This is a genomic window from Pedobacter sp. TM02 (assembly GCF_059705275.1).
The window spans coordinates 1,956,646-1,982,416 of sequence record NZ_AP046530.1; the positions used below are offsets into that span (position 1 = coordinate 1,956,646).

Sequence of the window (25,771 nt, forward strand, 5' to 3'; positions counted from 1 at the left end):
TAAATATGTTAGTAAGTTTTTACCCAATTCTTTGAATGTGTCATGCTTAATCGTACATATTGTTTTATCTTTAGCGCCCGATGGAAAAAGAAGGCTTTAATCCAATTCATGTCGACTACGATAAACTGATACCCGTGCTGCAGGGCAAGCCTAAGCATCCGCCTTTGCCCGATGAGAGGGAAATGGCCTTGGTGTTTAGCCGGCATCGTTTTTACAGGCACTTGGTTATTGATCTCATTGTTGCCGAAAAGGCGAAGAATGGCAAACTCAAAAATCCTTTGCACTTTATCGACCCGATGGATAGGATCTGGAAGGCCGAAAAACAAGAGGAAATTAAGTTTTTGGCCGGTCTGTCGCGTTTCAAAAACAATTACGACGATGGCAAAACGGAATCAGATATTGAAGCCCTAAAGGCAGTGGTAGCCAATCCGTTAAAGATCGATTGCTATCTGCACGACGAGAAAAAATCCTCTACCATTACGGCCACCTCGATTGTGCCGGCAAAGTTCTCTTTGCTCAAGCCCGGTTTGGAGCTCGACATTGATGAAAGGGGAGATACTTTTGCCATTTCGGGCAGGCTGCATGTAGCGGGTAAGACTTATTCCATGCAAGCCATCGAATTGCATTACCGTTATTTTGTGAAATTGGACCAACAGCTGCATTTGGTTGGCAATCCCAATTTTCTGAATATTATCGATTTTTTTAAGCAGCATCGAAACAATTTGGTGCTTGAACGCGAAGCTTACGAAGAATTTCGGGAAAAAATATTGTCGGTACTGGAAGAGAAGGTCAAGATTAATTATGCCTATCTCAAGCCAGCTACCGAAAAGCAACGCGTAGAACAGGGTTTTGATCTAGACAACGAGCAGCTGGTGTATTTGTCGGAATCGGAAGATTTTGTGCTGCTTACGCCCGTCATGAAATATGGCAACCTGGAAATACCCGTTATTTCGCAAAAGCAAATTCAATGCAAAGACAAGAGGGGCAAATTGTTTACCCTTGATCGGGATAAGGAAAAAGAACTCCAGTTCATCACCACCATTGCCAAATCGCATCCTTATTTGATGGAGCAGGTGGCCGAGTTTGCCGAACAAAGGCATGCCGATTGCTTTTACATGCACCGCAAGCATTTCTTGGAACCTGCCTGGTTTCTCGAGGCATTTGAGGCTTGGCGAAGCATGGGTATTGTTATTTTGGGATTTAACGAGCTGAAAGAAAACAAGCTCAGTCAGTATCAAGCCGAGATTGCGATTAATGTCATCAGCGGTATCGATTGGTTCGAAACTGCCGTCAAAGTGAAATTCAACCAGCAAACCGTATCGCTTAAGCATTTGCATAAATCGATCAGGAACAAGAGCAAATTCGTGGTATTGGACGATGGCACGCATGGCATTATACCCGACGAATGGCTGCAAAAGCTGGAAGGATATTTTGGTGCCGGTGAAGCGGTAGGAGAAGTGCTGAGAACCTCGCATATTAATTTTAGCTTGGTCGAAGCCTTGTATGAGGCCGAACAATTAGACTTGGAAAGCCGGGAGCGGATAAAACTGTATCGCACTAAATTGGCTGCTTTCGATGCCATTGAAAGTGTTGAAGTGCCCCAAGCATTGCAAGCCAACTTACGCGAATACCAGCGTGAAGGACTGAACTGGCTTAATTTTCTCGACGGATTTAATTTTGGAGCTTGCTTAGCCGACGATATGGGTCTGGGCAAAACACTTCAGGTGCTGGCTTTTATCTTGGCTCAACAAGAAAGAACAGCTCAAAATACCAACTTGGTCGTTGTACCTGCTTCCCTGGTGTTCAATTGGCAACAGGAAATCAAGAAATTTGCGCCAACGTTAAAAGTACTGACCATTTATGGCGCCGACCGCTCTAAATTAGTTGCCGATTTCAAATTGCATCAGATTATCCTCACTTCTTACGGCACTCTATTGGCCGATGTAAGCTGGCTAAAGGATTATTTCTTTAATTATATCATCCTCGACGAATCGCAGGCCATTAAAAATCCAGATTCGCAACGCTACAAAGCCGTCCGTTTGTTGAGGTCGCGCAACAAGATCGTGATGACAGGCACGCCCATCGAAAACAACACTTTCGATTTGTATGGCCAGCTTTCTTTTGCCTGTCCGGGTTTATTGGGGAGCAGGGAGCAGTTTAAAAGGCTGTATTCGATCCCGATTGATCAGTTTAAGGAGAAGAAGCGGGCTTTGGAACTGCAAAGCCGCATCAAGCCCTTTGTGCTGAGGCGGACCAAAGAACAGGTGGCCCAAGAACTCCCCGATAAGACTGAAATGGTTATTTACTGTGAAATGGGCAAGCAGCAACGCGAAATCTATGAAAGCTGCCGGACAGAAATCAGGGATTATTTGATGGGCACTTCAGAAGATGAGTTGCAAAAAAGCAGCATGCACGTGTTGCAGGGCATCACCAAACTGCGACAGATCTGTAATTCGCCCGCCATGCTGAGCAAGGAAAAGTACTATGGCGATGCCTCGGCCAAAATGGACGTGTTGTTGGAACAGATCGTTAGCAAATCGCCGTACCATAAGATCTTGGTGTTTTCGCAGTTTGTAGGCATGTTAGCACTCGTGAAAGCCGAACTGGAACAGCGTCATCTTACATTTGCCTATCTTACCGGCGAAACCAAGAACCGAGAGGCTGTGGTAAACTCGTTTCAGGAGGACGATGAAGTGAGGGTATTTCTCATCAGTCTGAAAGCCGGAGGCGTAGGCCTAAACCTTACCCAAGCAGGCTATGTTTATTTGATCGATCCCTGGTGGAACCCTGCAGTAGAAACCCAAGCTATCGATAGAGCTTACCGCATTGGCCAACATCAGAATGTAATGGCGGTACGCCTCATCTGTCCCGATACCATTGAAGAAAAAATCATGCTTATGCAGGAAACCAAAAAAGACTTGGCCAACAACCTCATCAAGGCTGAAAGCTCTTTTTTGAAGTCGATGAGCAAGAAAGACCTGCTCGAACTGCTTTAGTTTAGGTTATTTGCCAGTTAAAACAACTACGTTTTTGGCAAGAGTTTTAAACCTTACGCCATTTGGTTGGGTTACGGTTATGGTGAGGTGTCCGGTCTTGCTGGTGTTGATATCGCTTACTGTTCCGGTTTTATCCTTGTGCGTTCCTGCGGTTACCTTGCAGTTGTCGCCGTCTTTTAAATCTTGTGCCATTTTTTGCATTTGCTTGGACGTAAATATACCATTTTATTGGATTTAATAAAGATGGGCGTGCATTGGCTGGCCTTCATCAGCCTTGATTTTCTTCAGCTGGAGGCAATTCGCTTTCCTCTTTCTTTGTGATGATTTTTTGTTTTTTCAGGTCAATTCTAATCAAGTTGTAAATGCTCATGTATACATTGGCTATCCATACCAGTGAAAAGCCCGAAATAACATAGCCTCGCCAGTCGGGGTAAATCAACTTGTACTGGGTAATGAGCAGGATGAATAGCGTTACATAATGGCTAAAGCAATATTCGCAGGTAAAAAGATAGAAAAATTTGCGCTGGTACAGGTGCTTGCATCCTTTGGAGTGGGCAACGCAAAATTCACGCAATTCTTTAAAAACCTCTTCTTTGGTGAAGGTCCAGGCGATACAGGCCACAGGAAGTGCTAAAATGAATAGATTTTCCATGAGTATGGTTTTTGCCAACATAAACCGTTGAGCTATCGAATATGTTTCGATTTCTTTTGATGGGGCTGCAATTTTGTTTTCCGGCGATTGGAACTTAGGTGCTCTTGGGTGTCTTAGGTGGTTATATTTTCAAAAAACTCATTCGAACGTAGCGGAATGGAGTAAAGATTAGTCAGCAAAGTTTTCACCATTAAGGCAATAAGGGCATTTAGTTTTTGTTGAAGGATACAGAACTTAGGCGCTTTTAAACGTCTTAGGTGGTTGCATTTTCAAAAACAACCTTCAGAGTCGAGCAGAAGGACTCTAAAGGTTGAACGCGTTCGTCAGTCAGCATGCGTAAGTCTGTTTGAGTTAAACAAGAAAAACATGCCGGCAAAGCAGGCCAAAAGCAGCAACGGTCTTAACCCGTTAGCTTTCAGTGCAGTATTGCAGTTTTTACTAAAATGTTTTTGCTTTGCTAATCCATAAAAATACATTATCTTTGCGCCACAATTAATTAATTTATAAACACTTTAGTATCATTCAAGAATGTATTTAAGTAAAGAGGTAAAGGCCGAAATTTTCAAAAAACACGGCGAAACAGAAACCAACACGGGTTCTGCAGAAGGTCAGGTAGCATTGTTTACTTACCGTATTGCGCATTTAACAGAGCACTTAAAGAAAAATCGTAAAGATTTCTCTACTCAGTTATCGCTTCAAAAATTGGTAGGTAAACGTCGCGGAATTTTGGCTTACCTATACAAAAAAGATATTGAGCGCTATCGTGCTATCATCAAAGCTCTTGAGCTTAGGGATATCATTAAATAAGCTTTTATCATTAAAAGCCATTCGTTAAGAGTGGCTTTTTTTGCTTTTAACAACCAGAAAAATAAATATAAACAAGATGTGTTTCAAAGAGGAAAAAGCACATCACAACAATTTGTAAATGAATGTAATAAAAAAATCGTTCGATTTGGGCGATGGAAGAATTGTAGAAATCGAAACAGGCAAACTGGCCAAACAAGCCGATGGTTCTGTAGTTGTAAAAATGGGAGATACCATGTTGCTGGCAACAGTAGTATCAACAGTTGGCGCCAAACCAGGTACCGACTTTTTGCCATTATCGGTTGATTATCAAGAAAAATATGCGGCAACCGGCCGTATTCCAGGTGGTTTCTTGCGTCGCGAGGCTAAATTATCTGATTATGAGGTTTTGATCTCTCGTTTGGTAGACAGGGCCTTACGTCCGATGTTTCCAGAAGATTATCATGCGGATACGCAGGTGATGATCTCTCTGATTTCTGCCGACAAAAACATTATGCCAGACTGTTTGGCAGGTTTAGCGGCTTCGGCGGCTTTAGCGGTTTCCGATATTCCATTTAACGGACCGATTTCGGAAGTTCGTGTAGCTAAAATCGATGGAAAATTAGTAATCAACCCTTACTTAAGCGATCTGGAACGCGCTACTTTAGAGTTCGTTGTTGCCGGTTCACACCACGATATCGTGATGGTTGAGGGTGAAGCCGACGAAATCCAGGAAGAAGAAATGGTTGAAGCCATCAAATTTGCACACGAGGCTATCCGTGTTCAATGCAAGGTTCAATTAGAACTGCAGGAAGAAGCTGGCAAAACCATGAAACGTTTGTACAGCCACGAAGATCACGATGCCGAATTGCGCGAAAAAGTATATGCAGAAGCTTATTCGCAAGTATATGAAATCGCTAAATCGGCAAGTACCAAAGAGGCCCGTTCAGAGGCTTTCACGGCTGTAATTAACGATATGCTTGAAAATCAGTCGGAAGATACCCCTGATTTGACCAAAGCTTTGATCAAAAAATACTACCATGATGTACAGTACGATGCCGTACGTAACTTGTTATTAGACGAAGGCATCCGTTTGGATGGCCGTACCACTACGCAGATCCGTCCAATTTGGAGCGAAGTTGGCTATTTGCCTGCAGCGCACGGTTCGGCGGTATTTACCCGTGGCGAAACCCAATCATTAACTTCGGTTACCTTGGGCAGCAAAGACGACGAGCAAATGATCGACGGTGCTTTCATCAATGGCTACAATAAATTCTTGTTACACTATAACTTCCCTGGTTTCTCAACCGGAGAGGTAAGACCAAACAGGGGTGTTGGCCGTCGTGAGGTTGGCCACGGTAACTTGGCTATGCGTTCATTGAAAAAAGTATTGCCAACTGGCGAAGCTAATCCATATACCATCCGTATCGTTTCTGATATTTTGGAATCTAACGGTTCGTCGTCAATGGCTACCGTTTGTGCAGGAACTTTGGCTTTGATGGATGCAGGTATTAAAATCAAGGCGCCAGTTTCTGGTATCGCTATGGGCTTGATTACCGACAGCAAATCGGGTAAATATGCTATTCTTTCTGATATCCTAGGCGATGAAGATCACTTGGGCGATATGGACTTTAAAGTAACCGGTACCGAAAATGGTATCGTTGCCTGTCAAATGGACTTGAAAATCCATGGCTTATCATACGAAGTTTTAACCAAGGCATTGAACCAGGCTAAAGAGGGTCGTTTGCACATCTTGAATGAGATGAAGAAAACCATTAGCGAGCCTGCTGCCGATTACAAGCCACATGCACCTCGTATCGTTTCGTTAACCATCGATAAAGAATTTATTGGTGCGGTTATCGGACCAGGCGGTAAAATTATCCAGGAAATGCAACGCGAAACCGGTGCAAGCATCTCTATCGAAGAGGTTGACAACAAAGGTATCGTTGAGGTATTTGCAGATAATAAAGCGTCGATCGATGCGGCTGTTGCGCGTATCCGTGCCATCGCAGCCAAGCCGGAAATCGGCGAAATCTATACGGGTAAAGTAAAATCGATCATGCCTTTTGGTGCTTTCGTTGAGATTATGCCAGGAAAAGACGGCTTGTTGCACATCTCTGAAATCGACTGGACCCGTTTAGAAACCATGGACGGCGTTTTCAAAGAAGGCGATATCGTGGAAGTGAAGCTATTGGATGTAGATAAACAAGGCAAAATGAAACTTTCCCGCAAAGTATTGTTGCCAAGGCCTCCAAAGCCAGAAGCTGCAGCGCCACAAGCTTAAGCTGCCATATTCGTTAGGCCGAAGCAATTGCGGGATGGCGACAAATCATACAACCCTTTCAGTTTTTGCTGAAAGGGTTTTTTGTTGGAATTTACTTTGTTTGAAATGATTTTGTAACTTGCAGGTATTGCATAAAAACGAAAAAATATAGATACTGACCCATGAAACACCTCATCGCCCCATCCTTACTTTCGGCCGATTTTGCCAACCTGCAGCGCGATATTGAAATGATCAACAACAGCGAGGCTGATTGGTTCCACGTAGATGTGATGGACGGCGTTTTTGTGCCGAATATTTCTTTTGGCTTTCCGGTAATTACCGCGGCCAAAAAATATGCAAAAAAGCCTTTCGATGTGCATTTGATGATTGTTAATCCCGAAAGGTATGTACAGGAGTTTGCCAATGCCGGTGCCAATATCATTACGGTTCATTACGAGGCCTGCGTGCACCTGCATCGGGTAGTGCAACAGATCAAGGCCACAGGTTGCAAAGCTGGCGTAGCCATTAATCCGCATACGCCGGTAAATTTGCTCAAAGATATTTTAGTTGATCTCGACCTGGTTTTGGTCATGTCGGTAAATCCTGGCTTTGGTGGACAGCAATTCATTCCCCATACCCTAAATAAAGTGAGAGAACTGAAGCAAATGGCCAATCAGATCCGTCCGGAGCTGATCATAGAAGTTGACGGAGGGGTAGGCATCTCGAACATCGGCAGCCTAATCGAGGCCGGTGCCAATGCCTTTGTAGCTGGCAATGCCATTTTTGCAGCGCCAGATCCTGTTCGGATGATTGCCGATCTGAAACAGGTTGAAGTAGGCACGCAACATAGCTAAATCCCGTCGCCAATGCTCAAAACCTACCTGTCTATTTTGGTCTTATTGTTGAGCTGTGCTTTGGTTAATGCGCAGCCAATGGTAAGGGTTACGGGCATGGTGGGCGATGCCAAAAGCGATCCGCTGCAACAAGTTACGGTTTCTATACTTGGGCAGCAGGAATCTACCCTGACGGCTGCTGATGGTACTTACACCATTTATGCTAAAACCACTTCTTTTACCATTAAATACAACCTGTTAGGCTACAAGCCGGTGCTGCTTAAGATTAACGAAAAGGTAGCAGGGCGATTAATCAGGAATATTACCCTCATTCCCAATATCAATGAGCTGGAACAGGTAACGGTAACCAATAGGCAAAACCAACTGACCAACACCAGTACCATCAATATTGCCGATTTGCCTGCTTTGCCCTCGGTTTCTGGCAATTTCGAAGCCATTTTAAAAACATTGCCCGGCGTTTCAACCAATAACGAACTCAGCTCGCAATACAGCGTAAGGGGGGGCAGTTTCGACGAAAACCTACTTTACGTAAACGATGTAGAAATAAATAGACCTGTTTTGATCAGGAATGGACAACAGGAGGGACTCAGTTTCATCAATAGCGATTTGGTAACCCGCGCCAAATTTTCGGCCGGAGGCTTTGAGGCCCGCTACGGCGATAAGCTGTCGTCGGTGCTCGATGTAAGGTACGATAGGCCAGACAGCAATCAGCTGTTGCTCACCACAGGCCTTTTGGGCACTTCACTCACCGCAAAATATGTACAGCCTAAAAGTTATCTATTGGTAGGCCTTCGCTACAAAAACAACAGCAACGTACTCAATCAGCAAGACAACAAGGGCAGTTACAATCCCAATTTTGGCGATGCCCAGGTGTTGTATCAGTACAGTTTTTCTGACCGCTTCAGCTTAAGCGCCTTGGGTAATTTTAATGTGGGGCAGTTCAAATTGGTGCCCGAAGACCGCGAAACCCAATTTGGTACCCTCGATACCCAGTTGCGCTTAAATATTGCCTATAATGGTCAGGAGATAGACAGTTACCGTACCTCTGGCGGGGCTGTTACGGCAACGCTCAGCCCACAGCCCAATTTGGTCATCAAATGGATCAACAGCTATTTCAATACTAAAGAAAGGGAGCGTTTCGATATTGAAGGCCGCTACATTTTCGACGAGCTGGAGCCAGGCTTCAATTCGGGTGGATTTACCACGGTAAGGGCCAATAGGGGCATTGGTACCTACCTTAACTATGCCCGCAACAGCCTCAATTCACAGGCCTATAGTTCGGAAGTTAAATTGGAACAGAATTTTAACAACCATCTTTTCTCCTGGGGCGCCAGGTTCGAATACAACAATTTTAGAGACGAACTGAACGAATATCATTTAACGGATTCGGCCGGTTACATTTTGCCTTACGATTCGAAAAAATTCTATGTAGATCAGGCCATCAGCGTCAAAAACAAGGTCGATATCTTTAATTATACCGCATTTATCCAAGATAGCTATAGCCTGACCAAAAATACCGACCTGCAAATCGGTGTGCGTGGCAATTATAACAGCTTAAATTCTCAGTTTTTGCTAAGCCCGCGTTTGCTCTTGGCTTATCGGCCGCCAAGCAACAATAAAATTATCCGCTTTACGGCAGGCGTTTACCAGCAGGCGCCAACCTATCGCAGCATCAGGGCTTATGATGGAACTTTGTTTCTCGACCAAAAGGCACAGCGTTCTTACAACACCTCGGCCAGCTTTGATTATGCCTTCGATGGCCTCGGCACGCGCCTCAAATTTAGCGCCGAAGCCTATTTTAAATATGCAGACCGATTAATTCCCTACGTAATTGACAATGTAAGGATCAAATATCTGTCAGACCAGGTGGCCAAGGGGCACACTTATGGAGCTGATTTTAGCGTAGGCGGGGAGTTTGTAAAAGACCTTGTTTCGTATTTCAGGCTATCGCTGATGAAAGCCGACCAGGACATTATTGGCGATTCGTATACCAAGAAAGATGCCTCCGGGCAATTGGTGACCCTCTATCCGGGCTATTTGAAACGCCCAACCGATCAGCGGGTTAATTTTTCCATATTTTTTCAGGATAGGCTGCTGAAAAGTCCAACCTATAAGGTACATTTGAACCTGTTGTACGGATCGCGTTTGCCAATTGGTTCGCCTCAAAGCGACCACTACTCAGACGATTTCCAAATCCCTGCCTATAAGCGGGTTGATATTGGATTTTCTAAGGATTTTTTAGACGATGCCGCACTACGGAAGCCTAAACTACTGGATAGGTACTTTAGTTCGTTTATCGCTTATTTTGAAGTTTTTAATTTGCTCAATGTCAATAACACGGTATCGTATTTGTGGCTAAAAGACGTCGACAATGTGCACTATGCTGTACCTAATTACTTAACCGGCCGACAGTTCAATTTTAAATTGATCCTAAAGTTCAAAAACCGTCAATAATTAGGATAGAAAGTGTTAAATTTACACTAACTAAAAATCAAATAAAAATGAGACACAATTTTGGAGCAGGTCCCTGCATTTTACCTCAGGAAGTATTTAAACAAGCTTCTAGAGCAGTTGTAGATTTTAAAGACGGACTATCAATTTTGGAAATTTCTCATCGCAGCCCCGAATTCGAATCGGTGATTGAGGAAGCCAGCAAATTGGTAAAAGAGCTTTTGAATGTACCCTCGGGCTACTCCGTTTTGTTTTTACAGGGAGGGGCTAGCATGCAGTTTGCCATGGTGCCAATGAACTTGTTGCCCGAAGGCAAAACAGCGGCTTATTTAGAAACCGGTGTTTGGGCCAACAAAGCCATCAAGGAAGTAAAGTATTTTGGACAGGCCAACGTAGTAGCTTCATCTAAAGAGGCTAATTTTACCTTCATCCCTAAAGATTATACCATTCCGGCCGATAGTGCTTATTTTCATTGCACTTCCAACAATACCATTTATGGTACAGAAATGTTCGATTTTCCCGATACCAAGGTGCCAATGGTTTGCGACATGTCGTCAGATATCATGAGCCGTGTAGTGGACGTGTCTAAATTCGACCTCATTTATGCAGGTGCGCAGAAAAATATTGGTCCGGCAGGTTTGACCATTGTCATTGTAAAAGACGAAATTTTGGGCAAAACCGGCAGGGCTATTCCTTCTATGTTAGACTATAAGCAACATATAGACAATGGCTCCATGTACAATACCCCACCGGTATTCTCCATTTATGTGGCCATGTTGAACTTGAATTGGCTAAAATCTAAAGGCGGCGTAGCCGAAATCGAAAAAGAGAACAAAGCCAAAGCACAGGCACTGTATGCCGAAATTGACAGGAACTCCTTGTTTAAGGGAACCTGTGCAGTAGAAGACCGCTCGCGAATGAACGTTTGTTTTGTGATGGAAAACCCCGAGTTGGAAAAACCATTCCTGAAATTTGCCGATGAAAACGGCTTCGAAGGCTTAAAAGGCCATAGGAGCGTAGGAGGCTTCAGGGCTTCTATGTACAATGCCTTGCCAATTACCAGCGTTCACGCACTTATCGATTTAATGCAAACTTTTGAAGAAAAACACGCCAAATAAGTTATGATCAAGATACTCGCCAATGATGGCATAGATCCAATTGGAAAGAAATTACTAGAAGATGCCGGTATCACGGTCGATACCCAAACCATTCCACAGGACCAGCTGGCGCAAGCTTTGCTAAATTACGACGGCATTACTGTACGCAGTGCCACCAAAGTGAGAAAAGAACTGATTGATGCCTGTCCGAATATCAAGCTCATTGGTAGGGGCGGTGTGGGTATGGATAACATTGATGTAGAATATGCCCGTAGCAAAGGCGTAGCCGTGGTCAATACGCCAGCGGCCTCGTCGCTATCGGTAGCCGAATTGGTTTTTTCGCATTTATTTACAGGAATTCGTTTCCTGTACGATTCGAACCGTAAAATGCCGATAGAAGGTCATGCCAAATTCAACGATTTGAAAAAAGCATACGCCAAAGGAACCGAATTGAGAGGTAAAACCTTAGGGATTATTGGTTTTGGCCGCATAGGCAGAGAAACGGCAAGCTTGGCACTGGGCTTGGGCATGAATGTATTGGCTTACGATCTTCATCCCTATAGCGGCAGCATCTCGTTAAATTTTCAGGGAGGTATTAAGGTCGATATTCCGGTACAGACCGTAAGTTTGGCAGAAGTAATTGCCAACAGCGATTTTATTTCGCTGCATACACCATTTGCCGACCAGCCTATTTTGGGCGCCGCAGAGTTTGAGACCATGAAGCCCGGCGTAGGCGTGGTTAACTGTTCCCGTGGTGGTACTATTGATGAGCAGGCCCTTATGCAGGCCTTAGATTCAGGAAAAGTTGCTTTTGCTGGCCTGGATGTGTTTGATAACGAGCCAAATCCTTCGCAAGCTATCTTAAGCCATCCAAAGATTTCTTTAACCCCGCACATTGGCGCTTCTACCAACGAAGCCCAAGAGCGTATCGGCACAGAACTAGCCAATTTGATCATTGAACATTTTAATAAATAAGTATTCGATTATTGAATATAGAAAATCTCCGGCTATTGGTCGGAGATTTTTTTTTGACCCTATATTAGCCGATTTTGAGAAAATAATCTTGAAAAAGACAATAAGCAAAGCTATCTTCGTCTTAAACCATTTATAAATCCTGATGCCTAGGATCAAGCCTTTTTGTGCCTTAAAACCCGCCGCTGCCTTATTGGCTAAAGTAGTTACGCGCCCGCTTGAACACTACAGCACGGGCCAGGCCAGGCTAATTGCCTCAGAAAATCCGATCAGCTTCCTGCATCTGATCAATCCCGAACTAGACAATCCCTATCTGCGCGGTTCGCGACAGGAACTGGTATTCAAAAAGATCAACGAGAACCTCGACGATTTTATCGAGCAGCAAGTATTGGTTACCGAAGAACTGCCAGCTATTTACATCTATCAGGTAAAACACGATGGCTTGTTGCAAACAGGAATCTGGACGCTTACCCATATCAACGATTACCTGGAAGGGCATATCAAAAAGCATGAGCATACGGTAGAAAGAAGGGAAAAACTGTTGGCCGAATACCTGCAGCAGACAGATTTGGACGCCAATCCGGTGCTGATCACCTACCATCCCAATGCGCAGGTGAAAAGCATAATGGAAAAATACTTGGCCCAAAAGCCGGCAATCGATTTTTGTTTTGCCGATGCTACCGAACATCGGGTGTGGACAATTAATGAACCGAATGATTTGACCGTATTGGTTGATGCTTTTGCCCAAATACCCGTGGTTTATATTGCCGATGGACACCACAGGGCCGCTTCGATGGCCAAAATGGGACTTCATAAAAGAGCTCGCCATGCAAATGACGAAGCAGCCGAGTTCAATTACTTCTCCACGGTGTATATGGACACCCAAGAGGTCAAAGTACTGGAATATAACCGTTTGGTTAGAGATCTGGCCGGTTTAACAGAAGAAGCGTTCTTGTGCGCTTTGGCGGCAGCTTTTGAGGTAGAAAAAATGCCGATGCCGTTTAAGCCTACTATTTTGCACGAGTTTGGCATGTGCCTGAAATCTGGTTGGTACAAGCTAAAGGCAAAGTCCCATCTTTACAGTGACGATCCGGTAGGCTGCTTGGATGTGAGCGTGTTGCAAGATCACATTTTGTTGCCTATTTTACATATCAACGATCCCAGAACAGATGCCAGAATTACTTTCGAGGGCGGAAAAACCCCTTTAAGCGAACTCGAAAAACAGGTGAACAATGGCACAAATGCCGTAGCTTTTGTATTGGTGCCGACGGCCCTAGCGCAACTCATCAATGTGGCTGATGCCGATAAGGTAATGCCTCCAAAATCAACCTGGGTAGAGCCCAAATTTCTCGTCGGATTGCTGTCTCATCATTTTAAGGGTTAGTTTTTGTAAAAAAATAGAACTAAAGTTTACTGGTTAATTGCTTGCAAGTCAGTTTGTTTAGTCTTATCTTGAAAAAAAGATAACCGAAAGCAAAAAAACAGATTTGTATGAAAACACAATTTGCAACCAAGGCACTAACGCGTGCCGAAATGAAAAAAATAGCCGGTGGTGGTGGAATCGATGGTGATTGTATCCCTCAAAACGACCGCGACAGGGAGTGCCTGTTAGGTGGTGCAACTACTTCTTGTTTGGAAATCCCTTGTTGTTGCGATTTCTATTGCAGTTCAGAATTTGATGGCGATGGTTTCGTCAATGTTTGCAGGGCAATTTAGCCTGTTCTTTTCTAATCAACCCTAAAACTAAATAGTATGAAAACACAATTTGTAGCTAAGGCACTATCGCGTACCGAAATGAAAAAAATAACGGGGGGAACTGGACCTTGCGTACCAGACGATGGAACACAGCGTTGCATATTGGCCGGTGGCACCATATCCTGTTCAGAAATACCATGTTGTTGCGATGCCGTTTGCATTCCCGAATTCAACGGTACCGATTTCGTCGACGTGTGCCGCGCATTGTAATAAGATGTTATAGCTACAGATTAACAGATAAACTCATTGCAATACGCCTTGGACCAAGCATTGGAAATCCGTTCATCTGTGGCTTTTCTGTTTTTTGCAACCATTAAGAAATTAAGGCAATTGAGTTTTGTTCTCGCGCGGGTAGACGCCTTGCGCCATCCTAATACGCATTACACAATACATTAGAAATCTATTCATCTGTGGCCATCCACATCGCAATGTGCACCATCCAATACTACCTGCTATTCCAACGAGTTTGTCAAAACCCAATACCTAAATCCTAATATTGCTTTCTGAAAAATACTTAGCTTCATGGGGTCTTTTTTGTAATAGCTAGGCAATACCAGTTTGTTGAGTTTTACCAAGAGCTTAAAGATTTGCTTCTTCATAACGCTTCACATCTTTTTGTTTCCATAAAAAGCCGAACACCCCGCAACCCAGCAAAGCTATGCCCATCATCAAGTAGGCTATACCTTTTGAGCTTTCTGCTTTTTTGAGCTGTTTGCCTAGCGCTTCGTTTTGATCCTGCAGGGTTTTAATACTTTTCCGATAATTGAGTATGCGTTCAGAAGTAGTATTGGCCGTAGTTTGTACCTGTTGCATTTGTACATCCTTGTAATCAAGTAATACCTTAAGCTCTTGAAAAATGTTATTGTCGTTAATGGCAATTTGTCTTAAAATCTCATTCGAATTCCTGATGTCGTTTTTGGTTTGAAAACCAAATATGCCTGTGCGTGCATTAAGGCTTTCCTCGTACTGGCCAAATTTAGCGCTTCTTTCGGCCAACAAGCCGTTAATTTTTAGCCTTTGGATCTGATAGGCGCTCGTATCTTGCGCAAAGCAATAAAAGCTGAACAATAAAGAAAGCCACGAGAGGAGAATTGTTTTTTTGATCATCGTATTTAGCAGGAATAGGTTAATTATCCATAACAACAACACAATTCACTACATTGTTTAGAATTCGTTTAAGCTCCAGGCTTCTGCCTTGTGCGCAAAATTAGGCTTTACCTTGGCCCAGGTCTCTTTAAAAAGGTCGGAGTTGCGGTATTTTTCCAGATGGTAGGCACTTTGCCAATAGCTGATGGTAAAAAATATAGAAGGTTCGCTCTCGTGCTGCAACAGCTTTACCTCTTCGCAACCCTCGGAGGCCTTGATTTTCGATTTTACGCCTGAGAACAAGGTTTTGAAATCATCGATAAAACCGGGCTCAAAATGCATTTTTACCACGCGAACTAACATAGGGTAATCAATTTTAAGGATGGAATTCAACGCGTACAATATCACTCAGGTGTAAACCCAAAAGACCGCTGGCCTTGCCTTTATTGATGGCAATTTCCAAATGGTTGCTAATCCCAAACAAGCATAGTTTTTCGCCCTCGGGCACCTCGTTGTAATGCCAGCTCAACTGGGTAATGGTTTCACTTTTTCTAAAATAGAGCGTAAAATCGCGGTTGCGCTGTATTTTGGTAAACAGGTCTTTGGTAATATTGGTAATTACATTGCAAAAAGTGTCGATGTAGATCACGCTTCCCCTGATAATATCGCGCTCAATTACCGGATGCAGCAACATGCGTTGCTCAATGTCGTTGGCCGGTATGCCAATATCTTTCAGTTTGCCCCCCTTGGCCAAATGGATGGCGGCTTTTACAAAAATATCAACCAACGGAAAGTGCAGGTATTTCAAATCCTGCATAATGTTCAGCTCCACAATTTCGTCGGGCTTTTCGTCAAACAGCAAAGAGAAAATGCCGTTGTCGGCACCTACAAAAAAGTGGTCTCTGTAGCGCAGCGCAACATATTTGGTTTTTTCGTTGTATACCGAATCGATACCGATCAGGTGTACCGTGTTCTTGGGGAAGTAGGGATAGGAATTTTTGAGTACAAAGGCCGCGTAAGAAATGTTAAATGAAGGAACTTCGTGGGTAATATCAACAATATTGGCTGTAGGCAGGATGCTCAGGATGCCCCCTTTGAGAGCGGCCTGGTAAAAATCCTTGGAGCCTAAGTCGGTTGTTAATGTGATAATCGCCATTAAAAATTCAATATTTATTCTTATTCTTGCGTAGGGGCAAATCGCCTACAAATATTCAAAAATTAAAATCAAAATAGACACTTCTAAATAAAAAATACAATATTTTGAACGAACTGAAGCTAACATTAGAAACAACCGATCAGGTACAATTTTGGGGCGCTAACAACGAACACTACGAGCTGATGAAGGCGGCTTTCCCCAAATTGAAGATCGTTGCAAGAGGAAACGACGTCAAAGCGTTGGGGGATGAGGCTGAGCTAAAAGCCTTTGAGCAAAAGTTCGAACAACTCGTTGCCCATCTCGATCAATACAGAACACTTTCGCACAACGATGTCGAATCGATATTGGGTGCCAAAAAAACAGTAGCCAAAACCGATGAAGCACCAACCGTTGCGCCAGTAAGTAGCGGCGAAGTAATCGTTTATGGCAATCATGGATTATTGGTTAAGGCTCGCACAGCCAATCAGCGTAAAATGGTTGATAGTATCGGCAAAAACGATGTGCTGTTTGCCATCGGTCCTGCAGGTACCGGTAAAACCTATACCGCTGTTGCCTTAGCTGTTAGGGCGTTGAAAAACAAGGAAATCAAGCGGATTATTTTAACACGTCCGGCCGTTGAGGCAGGAGAAAGCCTGGGTTTTTTGCCAGGCGACCTGAAGGAGAAGGTAGATCCCTATTTGCGTCCGCTGTACGATGCGCTGGACGATATGATTGCGCCAGAGAAACTAAAACTTTACCTGGAGAACAGAACCATCGAAGTCGCACCTTTGGCATTTATGCGTGGCCGTACCCTCGATAACTGCTTTGTGATACTCGATGAGGCACAAAACGCTACCGACCTACAGCTGAAAATGTTCCTGACCCGTATGGGCCCAACAGCAAAATTTATTGTTACTGGCGATATTACCCAGGTCGATTTGCCTAAAAAATCGCAATCGGGCTTGCATAATGCCTTACGCATTCTGAATGAGATTAAAGGCATTGACATTATTTACCTAAGCGGCGAAGATGTGGTGCGCCATAAATTAGTGAAAGCCATTTTAAAAGCCTACGGGGATATTCAGTAGTATATGGTCTCGTGTCGGATTTGCTAAAAAAACCGATGGCGAACTGCAGACTAAAAATCAAACTTTGTTGGTCTTAAAATCATTCAAATGCAATTCGAGTTAAACGAACCCTTCAAATTGGCCATCGAATCTGAGGATGGCAAAAACCTGAGACTGGTTGTTTTAGCAGGTAATGAAGAAGCCGTTTGCCACCAAACGAATGGCAAAACATTGAAAAAATTCCTTGCCGAACCCGATGCAACCTTGTTTAAGGGAAGGCTGCAGCTGCATAAGATGAATGACCACATGACGGTATTTGTAAAGGAACAGGTCGTAGGACACATTTTAGTGGTTGATTTTGAAGCGGTTCTAGACAAATTGTAATAAAATTACGTTGTGAGGCGAGCTAAACGCTAGTGGTTTTGGTTTAAAATCGTATTTTTATAGGCTAATGAGAGCAATTAAAGAAACCAATTTTAATTTTCCGCAACAAAGCAATTTTTATAAAGGCAAGGTGCGCGATGTGTATACCATCAACGATGAATTAATGGCGATGGTCGTGACCGACAGGATTTCGGCATTCGATGTCGTTTTGCCCGAAGCCATTCCTTTCAAAGGCCAGGTGCTGAACCAGATCGCCGCCAAGTTTTTGGCCGCCACACAAGATATTGTTCCCAATTGGGTGTTGGCCACGCCAGACGAAATGGTAACCATTGGCCGTATTTGCGAGCCGTTTAAGGTTGAAATGGTGATTAGAGGCTATTTGGCTGGTCACGCCTGGCGCGAATACAGTGCTGGCAAGAGAACGGTTTGTGGGGTGGCATTGCCTGATGGATTGAACGAAAACGACAAATTGCCACAGCCCATCATTACCCCAACTACCAAGGCGGCTGTTGGCCACGACGAAGATATTTCCAAAGAAGATATCCTGGCCAAAGGCATTGTTTCGTTACCAGATTATGAAAAACTCGAAGCCTACACCCATGCGCTTTATGCACGCGGTACCGAAATGGCCGCTCAAAGAGGCTTGATATTGGTCGATACCAAATATGAGTTTGGTAAGGTAGGGGATGCCATTTATCTGATCGACGAGATTCATACGCCTGATTCTTCACGCTATTTTTATGCAGCGGGTTATGCAGAAAGACAGGCAAACAAAGAACCTCAAAAGCAATTGTCGAAAGAGTTTGTCCGCAAATGGCTGATCGAAAACAACTTTCAGGGCAAAGACGGACAAGTAGTGCCAACCATGACCCCCGAAATTGTAGACTCGATTTCAGAGCGCTACATCGAATTATATGAGCAGATTACCGGCGAAAAATTTGTTAAAAATCCTTCGGCCGACATTTTAAACAGAATAGAAAAGAACACCCAAAACGCAATTAACGACCTGTTGTCTAAATAATCGCTGATTTCGTTTAGGATAAAAAACTAAGAAATATGAAATTCTCAACTGATAAGCACGAAAAATATGTGGTTTTAAAATTGGACGAACCTAAGTTCACCAATGATAATACCCCGGCCTTAAAGTCGGAATTCATTTTGTTAAATACAGAAGGCTACCGCAACATTGTGCTTGATTTGTCTGAAGTGAAAGAATGCATCGACTCGCAAGACCTGAGCAGTTTGCTGGTAGGCGACAGACTTTGCAAAAGTGCTGGTGGCGTTTTTGTGGTGTGCGGCGTAAACGAAAGTATTGCCAAGATCATCAAGATGTCTAACCTCCACCAATCGGTGGTTTTTGTGAACAAACTGGATGAGGCAACCGACCTTATTTTTATGGAGGAGATTGAAAAAGAGCTCCGTGGCAGCGTAGATAAAGGATAGGGGCTGAATGAAATTTGAGGTAACCATTTTGGGCAGCAGCTCTGCTACTCCGGTATACAATAGAAATCCCACTGCCCAATTATTAAACTGCAACGAAAAGTTTTACCTGATAGACTGTGGCGAAGGTACGCAGCAACAGCTCATTAAGTTTGGCCTCAAAGCCTCTAAAATAGATTATATCTTCATCAGCCACTTGCATGGCGACCACTATTTCGGCCTGATTGGCTTATTGTCTAGCATGCATCTCAACGGTCGGATTAAGCCTTTGTACATCTTCGCCCCCAAAGCCATTCAAGAGATCCTGGCGTTGCAGTTTAAGCATTCGGATACAACGTTGCGCTACGAATTGGTGTATTTTGCCATCGATCCTGAACAGCCTGCCGTGATTTTCGAAAACCGTGATGTAGTGGTAGAAACCATTATCCTCAACCACCGCATTCCCTGTACAGGTTTTAAGTTTACGGAGAAAAAACGGCTCAGGAAATTGCTGGTAGATAAGCTCGAGGCCAAAAATGTGCCTTTAGAATGTTATCCTTTGCTTAAAAGAGGGGCTGATCTAACCTTGCCAGGAGGAGAAGTGCTGCTGAACGCCGATTATACGACCGATTCTGCAGCGCCTAAATCCTATGCCTATTGCTCAGATACGCTGTTCGATGCCGCCTATTTTGATAGCATCAGAAATTGCGATACCTTATACCACGAGGCTACCTTTTTGCATGATATGCTCGAAAGAGCCAAAGAAACACACCATACTACGGCGCTACAGGCGGCAGAAGTGGCCCAGACCGTAAATGCCAAGAAATTGCTGATTGGCCATTTCTCCTCTCGCTATAAAACATTGGTTGAGCTTTTAGACGAAGCCAAAAGTGTTTTCCCTGCTACACAACTGGCCGTAGAAGGAACTACTTACGAGATTTAAGTTTGAAGAGGGCTTATAGTCTTTTGGCCATGAAGTATAAAGCTTCAGCCTTTAGTCTTTTACCTCCGCCCCTAAAAAGAGCAATCCCCCTTGTTGAGCACACAAGAGGGATAATTTATTAAGGATTTGTTTATCTAAGAGAAGCCATGCTTCTGTTTTGTTCAAAAAGAATACTCCTCTTACGACAATAAACATGCCTTTGACGCCTAATTTCAAGTAATTTACTAAATAGCTGTTAGAACATATATTAACAGGTGTCGACTGGTTTTGCTGTTTAAAATACAGTGAATTGATATGTAGAAATACGGGTATATATTTCTACATATGTGTATTTTATTTCTCAAATTTACCCGATCAAATTTTTGAAAGCCAACAAAAAAAGCCGGGATATAATCCCAGCTTTCAATCATATTATTTGACGAAACTGTCTATTTATCGTCTTTTTTGCCACCGCCACCAAATACAGAGAAGTGTACATAGCGTTTAGGGTTGGCTTTAAGGTCGATCATCAATGCATCAAGGTTTTTGGCTGCATTGGTCAGGTTGTCGTACATTTTGGTATCGTTAATCAATTGTCCCAAAGTACCCTTTCCGTTTTTGATTTCACTAACCATGCCCTGCAAATCGCCTACGGCTTTATTGGCATTGTCAATGGTCTGTTTAAAGTTAAGTGCGGCGGCTTTGTCTGTAACGGTATTCAGGTTGGCTAAAATGGCGTCTATTTTAGCGCCATTGTTTTTAAAGTTAACCGTAATGGCTTCTACGTTAGAAAGGATATTAGAAAGCTTCGAGCTTTCAGAACCTACCAAGGCATCCACTTTTTTGGAAGTTGCTTCCAACGAAGTTAGGGTAGAGGCAATGCTATTGAAACTGCGGTCCACATTTTTCTGGAAGTTCGGGTTTAAGATCGAGTTTACACTGGTTAAAATCGAATCCATTTTGGTGATGATCAGCTCAGCTTTTTTCTGTACCGGCTGCACGGCTTCCATCAAACCTTTTTCAACGTTTCCGTTTAACACAAAACCATCTTCAGCATATTCCTTGCTGTCGCCCAAAACCATTACAATGGCTTTTCCACCCAGTAAATCGGTGCTTTCTAAGCGGGCGATTGTGTTTTTGGGGATTTCGTACTGCGATTTGATCTTAAGCGTCGCCACAATGCCTCCGTCTGGCTTTAGCTCCAATGCATCAACCCGACCGATTTGAAAACCATTGATCAATACTGGTTTAGATACAGTTAAGCCATCTACATGTGTGTATTTGGCATAAAGTACGGTTTCGCTCGAAAAGATGGAATTTCCCTTTAAAAAGTTGTAGCCGATAATCAATAAGGCTATGGCAAATGCGGCCAGAACGCCTACTTTAGTTTCGTTTTTGATTTTCACGTAGTTTGGTTTTATTTAGTTCTCAACTTCTTTTTTATATTGCTTAATGGCATCAACTATTGCATTTACAATCTCTTCCTGCCCGCTGGCGGAGTTGATGTAATCTTCTTCGTCAGGATTAGAAATAAAGCCGATTTCGGTTAGTACAGAAGGCATCGCTGCCCTTTGCAAAATCAATAATCCTTGCTCTTTAACACCTCTGTTGCCCCTTTTGTTTACTTCGGTATAGTTTTTTTGTATCTTCTGGGCCAGGTCGAGGCTTTTTGTCCTGTACAACGATTTGTACAAAGATAGCATAATTAATTCTTCGGGGTCTGTCGGATCGTAAGCACCTTTTTTCTTGTAGTCTTTGTCCTTTAAAATTTCCTCGTTTTCCCTAATGCCGGCATCCATTTCGTTAATGCGTCGGTAGGCGCCTACAAAGGTTTCGGTACCTTTGGTGGTTTTGTTTTTAACATATTTATAAATGGGCTTGCCTTTTTTGTCTTTACCAACCAGCACTCTGTCGTCGGGCATAGAGTTGCAGTGGATGGAAATGAAAAGATCGGCTTTCAAATCGTTGGCAATTTCGGCCCTTCTGTACCAGTCTACATCAACATCCGTTTTGCGTGTTTGTACAATTTTGATGTGCGGAAAGGTTTCTTCCAATTTTTTGCCTAGTTTGAGGGCTACCTGCAAGGTTACGTTTTTTTCGAGCGAGTAGGAGCCCGCGGCGCCCGACCTGAAGCCACCGTGGCCTGCATCAATTACTATCGTCTTCATTTTGTACCCTTGAGCGATACTTTGAAGGGTCAAACAGCAACATATCGTCAGAATAGGCAGGTACTTCTTCAGCTTCATTTAATTTTGTTTGGTGCAAATTTACAATAAATAATGTGAATTAGATTTCTACACTTGCTTTATAAGCTTGTATGGCTTTTAAAAGACATTCGGTAATTTCTATTTGTCCGGCTTCAGAGTTCATGTAGTCTTCTTCCGCAGGATTGCTAATAAAGCCGATCTCGGTAAGGATGGCCGGCATACCTGCACGGGCCAACACAGCCAGGCTTTTTTCTTGAACGCCCCTGTTAATCCTACCTACTTTTACATATTCGTCTTGTACAAATTTGGCCAGTTTAAGGCTCTGTGTCCTGAAAGTATTTTTCATCAGCGAGAGGATAATGGCACTTTCGGGATCGTCGGGGTTAAAGCCTTCGTAGTTTTCCTTATAGTTGTCCTCTAAAAAGATAGCGGCATTTTCTCTTTTAATGGCATCGTCCTGCTCGTTGATCCTGCCTGTACCCGAAACAAAGGTTTCCGTACCTCTGGTAGAGGTACTTTTGGCACTTCTGTATTTATATATCGGTATCTTTTTGCCTTTTTTGCGGGTATAGCCGCTAATGTAACGGGTGGTGTAAACCGGCATGTCGTTGCAGTGGATCGAGATGAACAGATCGGCCTTAACGGTATTGGCCAAGCCGATACGTTCATATAAAGGAATAAAAACATCGGTTGTACGGGTGTAAACTACTTTTACGTCCTTTAAATTGTCTTCGATCAGCTTTCCAAGGCGCAATGCCGTTTTTAAGGCCACGTCTTTTTCTGCAGAGTAAAGTCCGCGTGTATTGCCGTCTCGGCCACCATGCCCCGCATCTATGACGATTGTTTTTATTTTGTATTCTTGTGCAAATGATTGGTTATCAATGCCTAACAGTAGGATGGCAGAAATAAATATCATCAAAATCGGATTTGACCTAACCATTGGTATATTTTTCATTAATTTTGAACGTTTTGGGATAAACATTATTGCAAAAATAACATTCACGCACAAATTTGAAACTTTTACGGAATATCATTTTCATAACGGCTACTCTTTTATTTTCAGTTGCGGGGAATAAAGCTATGGCTTTGTCTAGATTTGCTTTTCAGCAAGTAGTTAAGCAAACCGACAGTTCCAAAAAAGATACGACAAAGGTCAAAAAAAAGATGACCAAAAGCAGTTTAGACGATAAGCTGGAATATTATTCGCAGGATTCTATTCGCACAGATCGCAAGAACGGCATTATCCATCTATATGGAAAAGCAAGGGTAATCTACGAAGATTTTGAGCTGGATGCCGATTACATCCGCTTCAATTCGAAAGACAATACCATTTTTGCCAGTGGCGTTAAAACCGACAAAGGCAAGTATGTGGGCAGGCCGATTTTTAAAATGGGCAAAGATGGTTCGTCTATTGCCGATTCGCTGACCTATAACACCAAGGAACACCAGGGTATTGTGCATGGCGTATATACCGAACAGCAGGGCGGGTTTTTCTCAGGGGGCAAAACCAAGGTGCAACCCGATAACGAGTTCCATGTAAAGGGAACCATCTATAGTACCTGTAATTTGCCGCATCCGCATTACGGCATACACATTACCAAGGGGATTGCTACCGAAACCCAAATTATTACGGGGCCGGTTTATATGGAATTTGAAGGCGTACCTTTACCTATAGCCATTCCTTTTGGCTTTTTTCCGAAGCCCAACAAAAAATCGTCGGGGATTATTTTGCCTACGCCAGGGGAAGATGCTACCAAAGGTTTTTCGTTGACCAATGGGGGCTATTACCTGGCACTGAACGATTATTGGGATGCTAAATTGATGGGAAACATCTTTACCAATGGTTCTTACGATCTTAGCCTGGCGACCAATTACATCAAGCGCTACAAGTACAATGGTAATTTTAACCTTTCTTATTCCAGTACCCGAAACGGTTTGGAAGGTACGCCGGAATATACGCCGCAAAAGAACTTCCATATTGGTTGGACGCATGCGCAAAATGCCAATGCCAGGCCGGGAACCACTTTTAGCGCCTCGGTAAATGCGGGTACGGGCAACTTTTTTAGGACCACGGCGGCCAATGGTACTTACGACATCAACCAGATTGCGCAGAACACCATGAGTTCGAGTATTTCTTATGGCAAAGTGTTTGGCGATGGCTTGTTTAACTTAACCGCGGCCTTAACCCACTCGCAAGAAACACAGAATAAAACCATTAGTTTAACTTTGCCTCAGGTGAGCTTAAACATGTCGACCATTAACCCTTTCGATATGAAAAACAGCTCTGGTACACCAAAATGGTATCAGAAGTTGAGCGTAGGCTATAGTTTGCAGGCCAGCAATACCGTAAATACGAAAGAAAACCTGCTTTTTGACAAAGACGGATTAAAGCGTTTCAAAAACGGTATGCAGCATAGCATTCCGATCAGCTTGCCTTTCAATGTGCTCAAATACCTCAATTTTAGTGCAAATGCCAATTACAACGAGCGATGGTATTTTCAGACCATACGGAATCGCTATATCCAATCGCCAGGTGTAGACAGCATTGCGGTTGATACGGTGAACGGCTTTAGGCGGGCAGGCGAATATTCCCTGAGTTTGGGCATGTCGACCAAATTTTATGGCCGGAAGGATTTCAAGCACCTCGGCAAGATCAAAGCCATCAGGCACGTGGTTACGCCGAATATCAGTTTTTCTTACAAGCCCGATTTTTCGGCCAATAGCAATTATTATAAGTATCAGGAGATTTATACCAACGACCTTAGGCCAGGACTAAGTGTGCCAACCGGGCAATATAAGCTAGACAGTAAGGGCAAGCCTTTAAAATATTCGGTTTTTGAACAGGGTATTTTTGGCGGGCCATCTGCTGGTAGACAGGCCAGTTTGGGCTTTTCGGTAGATAATAACGTAGAGTTAAAAGTGGCATCGGCCAAAGATACTACAGGCACCGGAGAGAAAAAGATCCCAATTATCCAAGGATTAACCTTTTCGAGTTCATACAATTTTGTGCAGGATAGTATGAAGCTGGCACCGATTAACTTTAGCGGCCGTTCGCAGTTTACCGATAAACTTGGCTTTAACTTTAGCGGGGTGTTTAGTCCTTATGTGGTGCAGGAAGTTACCACCGTTTCTGGAACGGGTGCGAACCAGGTGACTAGTCGTTCTTACAGAGAGATCGACAAGTTTGTGTGGAGTGAGGGAAAATTGCCTCGTTTAACCAATTTCACATTTTCTTTCGATTATAGCTTGAATCCAGATGCCCTCAAAGCTCGGAACAAAAACATGGACAACCTGAAAAACCAGACCACACAAACGGGTCGTACGCCAGAACAGATTGAAGAGCTGGCTGCTATTAGTCGAGATCCGAATGCATTTGTCGATTTTAATATTCCTTGGAATTTTGCTTTTTCGTATAGCTTCAACTATAACAATCCATTCGGTCAAAAGGAGACCCGAAATATCAGTAATACGCTAAACTTTAACGGCGATTTTAATTTAACGCCAAAGTGGAAAATACAGTTCAATTCTGGTTACGACTTTAAGGCCAAAAACCTCTCTTATACTTCGTTTGCCATTTACCGCGACCTGCATTGCTGGGATTTGAGTGCCAGCTGGATACCATTCGGCAGCTACCAGAGCTATTCGATCGATATCAAAGTAAAAGCTTCTATCCTGCAAGACCTGAAACTGAGCAAACGCAAAGGCTACTATACCAAATACTAAATACA

At 43.4% G+C, this 25,771-nt stretch carries 25 protein-coding genes; 16 read left to right on the plus strand and 9 right to left on the minus strand.

Going from position 1 to position 25,771, the window contains the following annotated elements; genetic code table 11:
* Positions 1 to 80 precede the first annotated feature (80 nt).
* A complete protein-coding gene (locus tag AC6H1S_RS08150; RefSeq protein WP_497565832.1) occupies positions 81 to 2,996 on the plus strand; it encodes a DEAD/DEAH box helicase in 2,916 nt (971 codons plus the stop codon).
* A gap of 6 nt (positions 2,997 to 3,002) precedes the next feature.
* Here AC6H1S_RS08150 and AC6H1S_RS08155 read toward each other — a convergent pair whose 3' ends face one another.
* Positions 3,003 to 3,188, minus strand: coding sequence for a KOW motif-containing protein (locus AC6H1S_RS08155; RefSeq protein ID WP_497565833.1), 186 nt, complete (start codon positions 3,186 to 3,188; stop codon positions 3,003 to 3,005).
* Between the two features lie 76 nt (positions 3,189 to 3,264).
* Positions 3,265 to 3,648 carry a hypothetical protein gene (locus AC6H1S_RS08160; RefSeq protein ID WP_497565834.1) on the minus strand — a complete coding sequence of 128 codons (384 nt, stop codon included), beginning with the start codon at positions 3,646 to 3,648 and terminating at the stop codon, positions 3,265 to 3,267.
* A 528-nt stretch (positions 3,649 to 4,176) separates the two neighbouring features.
* Between AC6H1S_RS08160 and rpsO the strand changes: the two genes are divergently transcribed.
* The 9 genes from rpsO (at position 4,177) to AC6H1S_RS08205 (ending at position 14,033) form a co-directional block, all read left to right on the plus strand.
* The gene (gene rpsO, locus AC6H1S_RS08165) at positions 4,177 to 4,455 is read left to right on the plus strand and encodes a 30S ribosomal protein S15 (RefSeq protein ID WP_199141024.1); all 279 of its coding nucleotides are present in this window, start codon (positions 4,177 to 4,179) and stop codon (positions 4,453 to 4,455) included.
* Between the two features lie 118 nt (positions 4,456 to 4,573).
* Complete coding sequence (pnp, locus tag AC6H1S_RS08170; protein ID WP_199141023.1) at positions 4,574 to 6,715, plus strand: polyribonucleotide nucleotidyltransferase; 2,142 nt, start codon at positions 4,574 to 4,576, stop codon at positions 6,713 to 6,715.
* A gap of 161 nt (positions 6,716 to 6,876) precedes the next feature.
* Positions 6,877 to 7,548 carry a ribulose-phosphate 3-epimerase gene (gene rpe, locus AC6H1S_RS08175; RefSeq protein WP_497565835.1) on the plus strand — a complete coding sequence of 224 codons (672 nt, stop codon included), beginning with the start codon at positions 6,877 to 6,879 and terminating at the stop codon, positions 7,546 to 7,548.
* A gap of 12 nt (positions 7,549 to 7,560) precedes the next feature.
* Entirely contained in the window at positions 7,561 to 10,002 is a 2,442-nt protein-coding gene (locus tag AC6H1S_RS08180; RefSeq protein WP_497565836.1) for a TonB-dependent receptor, read from the plus strand.
* Positions 10,003 to 10,049: 47 nt separating this feature from the next.
* Positions 10,050 to 11,117, plus strand: coding sequence for a 3-phosphoserine/phosphohydroxythreonine transaminase (gene serC / locus AC6H1S_RS08185; protein ID WP_199141020.1), 1,068 nt, complete (start codon positions 10,050 to 10,052; stop codon positions 11,115 to 11,117).
* 3 nt (positions 11,118 to 11,120) lie between these two features.
* Positions 11,121 to 12,071 carry a D-2-hydroxyacid dehydrogenase gene (locus tag AC6H1S_RS08190; protein ID WP_497565837.1) on the plus strand — a complete coding sequence of 317 codons (951 nt, stop codon included), beginning with the start codon at positions 11,121 to 11,123 and terminating at the stop codon, positions 12,069 to 12,071.
* A 142-nt stretch (positions 12,072 to 12,213) separates the two neighbouring features.
* A complete protein-coding gene (locus AC6H1S_RS08195; protein WP_497565838.1) occupies positions 12,214 to 13,452 on the plus strand; it encodes a DUF1015 domain-containing protein in 1,239 nt (412 codons plus the stop codon).
* Positions 13,453 to 13,559: 107 nt separating this feature from the next.
* Positions 13,560 to 13,784 (plus strand): hypothetical protein, encoded by a 225-nt coding sequence (locus AC6H1S_RS08200; RefSeq protein WP_199141017.1) that lies wholly within the window; start codon positions 13,560 to 13,562, stop codon positions 13,782 to 13,784.
* Between the two features lie 36 nt (positions 13,785 to 13,820).
* A complete protein-coding gene (locus AC6H1S_RS08205; protein ID WP_497565839.1) occupies positions 13,821 to 14,033 on the plus strand; it encodes a hypothetical protein in 213 nt (70 codons plus the stop codon).
* A 242-nt stretch (positions 14,034 to 14,275) separates the two neighbouring features.
* On the opposite strand, the gene AC6H1S_RS08210 is transcribed toward AC6H1S_RS08205, so the two are convergent.
* From AC6H1S_RS08210 to AC6H1S_RS08225, 4 genes are read right to left on the minus strand one after another with little or no spacing between them, the layout of a single operon-like run.
* Complete coding sequence (locus AC6H1S_RS08210) at positions 14,276 to 14,422, minus strand: hypothetical protein (protein ID WP_497565840.1); 147 nt, start codon at positions 14,420 to 14,422, stop codon at positions 14,276 to 14,278.
* Complete coding sequence (locus AC6H1S_RS08215; RefSeq protein WP_497565841.1) at positions 14,403 to 14,930, minus strand: hypothetical protein; 528 nt, start codon at positions 14,928 to 14,930, stop codon at positions 14,403 to 14,405. The genes AC6H1S_RS08210 and AC6H1S_RS08215 overlap by 20 nt, the downstream gene beginning before the upstream one ends.
* 57 nt (positions 14,931 to 14,987) lie before the next feature.
* Entirely contained in the window at positions 14,988 to 15,272 is a 285-nt protein-coding gene (locus AC6H1S_RS08220; protein WP_199141016.1) for a putative quinol monooxygenase, read from the minus strand.
* A 13-nt stretch (positions 15,273 to 15,285) separates the two neighbouring features.
* Positions 15,286 to 16,065: an SAM hydrolase/SAM-dependent halogenase family protein gene (locus AC6H1S_RS08225; protein WP_199141015.1), complete on the minus strand. Its 780-nt coding sequence runs from the start codon at positions 16,063 to 16,065 to the stop codon at positions 15,286 to 15,288.
* 104 nt (positions 16,066 to 16,169) lie between these two features.
* On the opposite strand from AC6H1S_RS08225, the gene AC6H1S_RS08230 reads away from it, so the two are divergent.
* The 5 genes from AC6H1S_RS08230 to AC6H1S_RS08250 all read left to right on the plus strand — a co-directional run bounded on the left by AC6H1S_RS08230 (position 16,170) and on the right by AC6H1S_RS08250 (position 19,857).
* On the plus strand, positions 16,170 to 17,132 hold the full coding sequence (locus AC6H1S_RS08230; RefSeq protein ID WP_497565842.1) for a PhoH family protein: 963 nt from the start codon (positions 16,170 to 16,172) through the stop codon (positions 17,130 to 17,132).
* Positions 17,133 to 17,219: 87 nt separating this feature from the next.
* Complete coding sequence (locus AC6H1S_RS08235) at positions 17,220 to 17,495, plus strand: hypothetical protein (RefSeq protein ID WP_497565843.1); 276 nt, start codon at positions 17,220 to 17,222, stop codon at positions 17,493 to 17,495.
* A 67-nt stretch (positions 17,496 to 17,562) separates the two neighbouring features.
* Positions 17,563 to 18,516: a phosphoribosylaminoimidazolesuccinocarboxamide synthase gene (locus AC6H1S_RS08240; protein ID WP_497565844.1), complete on the plus strand. Its 954-nt coding sequence runs from the start codon at positions 17,563 to 17,565 to the stop codon at positions 18,514 to 18,516.
* Between the two features lie 35 nt (positions 18,517 to 18,551).
* Positions 18,552 to 18,938, plus strand: coding sequence for an STAS domain-containing protein (locus tag AC6H1S_RS08245; RefSeq protein WP_199141011.1), 387 nt, complete (start codon positions 18,552 to 18,554; stop codon positions 18,936 to 18,938).
* 7 nt (positions 18,939 to 18,945) lie between these two features.
* Entirely contained in the window at positions 18,946 to 19,857 is a 912-nt protein-coding gene (locus tag AC6H1S_RS08250; RefSeq protein WP_497565845.1) for a ribonuclease Z, read from the plus strand.
* A 428-nt stretch (positions 19,858 to 20,285) separates the two neighbouring features.
* Here AC6H1S_RS08250 and AC6H1S_RS08255 read toward each other — a convergent pair whose 3' ends face one another.
* From AC6H1S_RS08255 to AC6H1S_RS08265, 3 genes are all read right to left on the minus strand, one after another.
* On the minus strand, positions 20,286 to 21,242 hold the full coding sequence (locus tag AC6H1S_RS08255) for an MlaD family protein (protein ID WP_497565846.1): 957 nt from the start codon (positions 21,240 to 21,242) through the stop codon (positions 20,286 to 20,288).
* Positions 21,243 to 21,257: 15 nt separating this feature from the next.
* Positions 21,258 to 22,004: an N-acetylmuramoyl-L-alanine amidase family protein gene (locus AC6H1S_RS08260; protein WP_233165981.1), complete on the minus strand. Its 747-nt coding sequence runs from the start codon at positions 22,002 to 22,004 to the stop codon at positions 21,258 to 21,260.
* A gap of 118 nt (positions 22,005 to 22,122) precedes the next feature.
* Positions 22,123 to 22,998, minus strand: a complete 876-nt coding sequence (locus AC6H1S_RS08265) for an N-acetylmuramoyl-L-alanine amidase family protein (protein WP_497565847.1) — start codon at positions 22,996 to 22,998, stop codon at positions 22,123 to 22,125.
* A 125-nt stretch (positions 22,999 to 23,123) separates the two neighbouring features.
* On the opposite strand from AC6H1S_RS08265, the gene AC6H1S_RS08270 reads away from it, so the two are divergent.
* Positions 23,124 to 25,766, plus strand: coding sequence for a putative LPS assembly protein LptD (locus tag AC6H1S_RS08270; protein ID WP_497565848.1), 2,643 nt, complete (start codon positions 23,124 to 23,126; stop codon positions 25,764 to 25,766).
* The last annotated feature ends 5 nt before the right edge of the window (positions 25,767 to 25,771 follow it).

What these genes read in the sequence shown, in the direction of transcription:
- AC6H1S_RS08150 (WP_497565832.1), top strand. Translation starts at nt 81, where the DNA reads ATGGAAAAAGAAGGCTTTAATCCAATTCATGTCGACTACGATAAACTG.
- AC6H1S_RS08155 (WP_497565833.1), bottom strand. Translation starts at nt 3,188, where the DNA reads ATGGCACAAGATTTAAAAGACGGCGACAACTGCAAGGTAACCGCAGGA.
- AC6H1S_RS08160 (WP_497565834.1), bottom strand. Translation starts at nt 3,648, where the DNA reads ATGGAAAATCTATTCATTTTAGCACTTCCTGTGGCCTGTATCGCCTGG.
- rpsO (WP_199141024.1), top strand. Translation starts at nt 4,177, where the DNA reads ATGTATTTAAGTAAAGAGGTAAAGGCCGAAATTTTCAAAAAACACGGC.
- pnp (WP_199141023.1), top strand. Translation starts at nt 4,574, where the DNA reads ATGAATGTAATAAAAAAATCGTTCGATTTGGGCGATGGAAGAATTGTA.
- rpe (WP_497565835.1), top strand. Translation starts at nt 6,877, where the DNA reads ATGAAACACCTCATCGCCCCATCCTTACTTTCGGCCGATTTTGCCAAC.
- AC6H1S_RS08180 (WP_497565836.1), top strand. Translation starts at nt 7,561, where the DNA reads ATGCTCAAAACCTACCTGTCTATTTTGGTCTTATTGTTGAGCTGTGCT.
- serC (WP_199141020.1), top strand. Translation starts at nt 10,050, where the DNA reads ATGAGACACAATTTTGGAGCAGGTCCCTGCATTTTACCTCAGGAAGTA.
- AC6H1S_RS08190 (WP_497565837.1), top strand. Translation starts at nt 11,121, where the DNA reads ATGATCAAGATACTCGCCAATGATGGCATAGATCCAATTGGAAAGAAA.
- AC6H1S_RS08195 (WP_497565838.1), top strand. Translation starts at nt 12,214, where the DNA reads ATGCCTAGGATCAAGCCTTTTTGTGCCTTAAAACCCGCCGCTGCCTTA.
- AC6H1S_RS08200 (WP_199141017.1), top strand. Translation starts at nt 13,560, where the DNA reads ATGAAAACACAATTTGCAACCAAGGCACTAACGCGTGCCGAAATGAAA.
- AC6H1S_RS08205 (WP_497565839.1), top strand. Translation starts at nt 13,821, where the DNA reads ATGAAAACACAATTTGTAGCTAAGGCACTATCGCGTACCGAAATGAAA.
- AC6H1S_RS08210 (WP_497565840.1), bottom strand. Translation starts at nt 14,422, where the DNA reads ATGAAGAAGCAAATCTTTAAGCTCTTGGTAAAACTCAACAAACTGGTA.
- AC6H1S_RS08215 (WP_497565841.1), bottom strand. Translation starts at nt 14,930, where the DNA reads ATGATCAAAAAAACAATTCTCCTCTCGTGGCTTTCTTTATTGTTCAGC.
- AC6H1S_RS08220 (WP_199141016.1), bottom strand. Translation starts at nt 15,272, where the DNA reads ATGTTAGTTCGCGTGGTAAAAATGCATTTTGAGCCCGGTTTTATCGAT.
- AC6H1S_RS08225 (WP_199141015.1), bottom strand. Translation starts at nt 16,065, where the DNA reads ATGGCGATTATCACATTAACAACCGACTTAGGCTCCAAGGATTTTTAC.
- AC6H1S_RS08235 (WP_497565843.1), top strand. Translation starts at nt 17,220, where the DNA reads ATGCAATTCGAGTTAAACGAACCCTTCAAATTGGCCATCGAATCTGAG.
- AC6H1S_RS08240 (WP_497565844.1), top strand. Translation starts at nt 17,563, where the DNA reads ATGAGAGCAATTAAAGAAACCAATTTTAATTTTCCGCAACAAAGCAAT.
- AC6H1S_RS08245 (WP_199141011.1), top strand. Translation starts at nt 18,552, where the DNA reads ATGAAATTCTCAACTGATAAGCACGAAAAATATGTGGTTTTAAAATTG.
- AC6H1S_RS08250 (WP_497565845.1), top strand. Translation starts at nt 18,946, where the DNA reads ATGAAATTTGAGGTAACCATTTTGGGCAGCAGCTCTGCTACTCCGGTA.
- AC6H1S_RS08260 (WP_233165981.1), bottom strand. Translation starts at nt 22,004, where the DNA reads ATGAAGACGATAGTAATTGATGCAGGCCACGGTGGCTTCAGGTCGGGC.
- AC6H1S_RS08265 (WP_497565847.1), bottom strand. Translation starts at nt 22,998, where the DNA reads ATGAAAAATATACCAATGGTTAGGTCAAATCCGATTTTGATGATATTT.
- AC6H1S_RS08270 (WP_497565848.1), top strand. Translation starts at nt 23,124, where the DNA reads ATGGCTTTGTCTAGATTTGCTTTTCAGCAAGTAGTTAAGCAAACCGAC.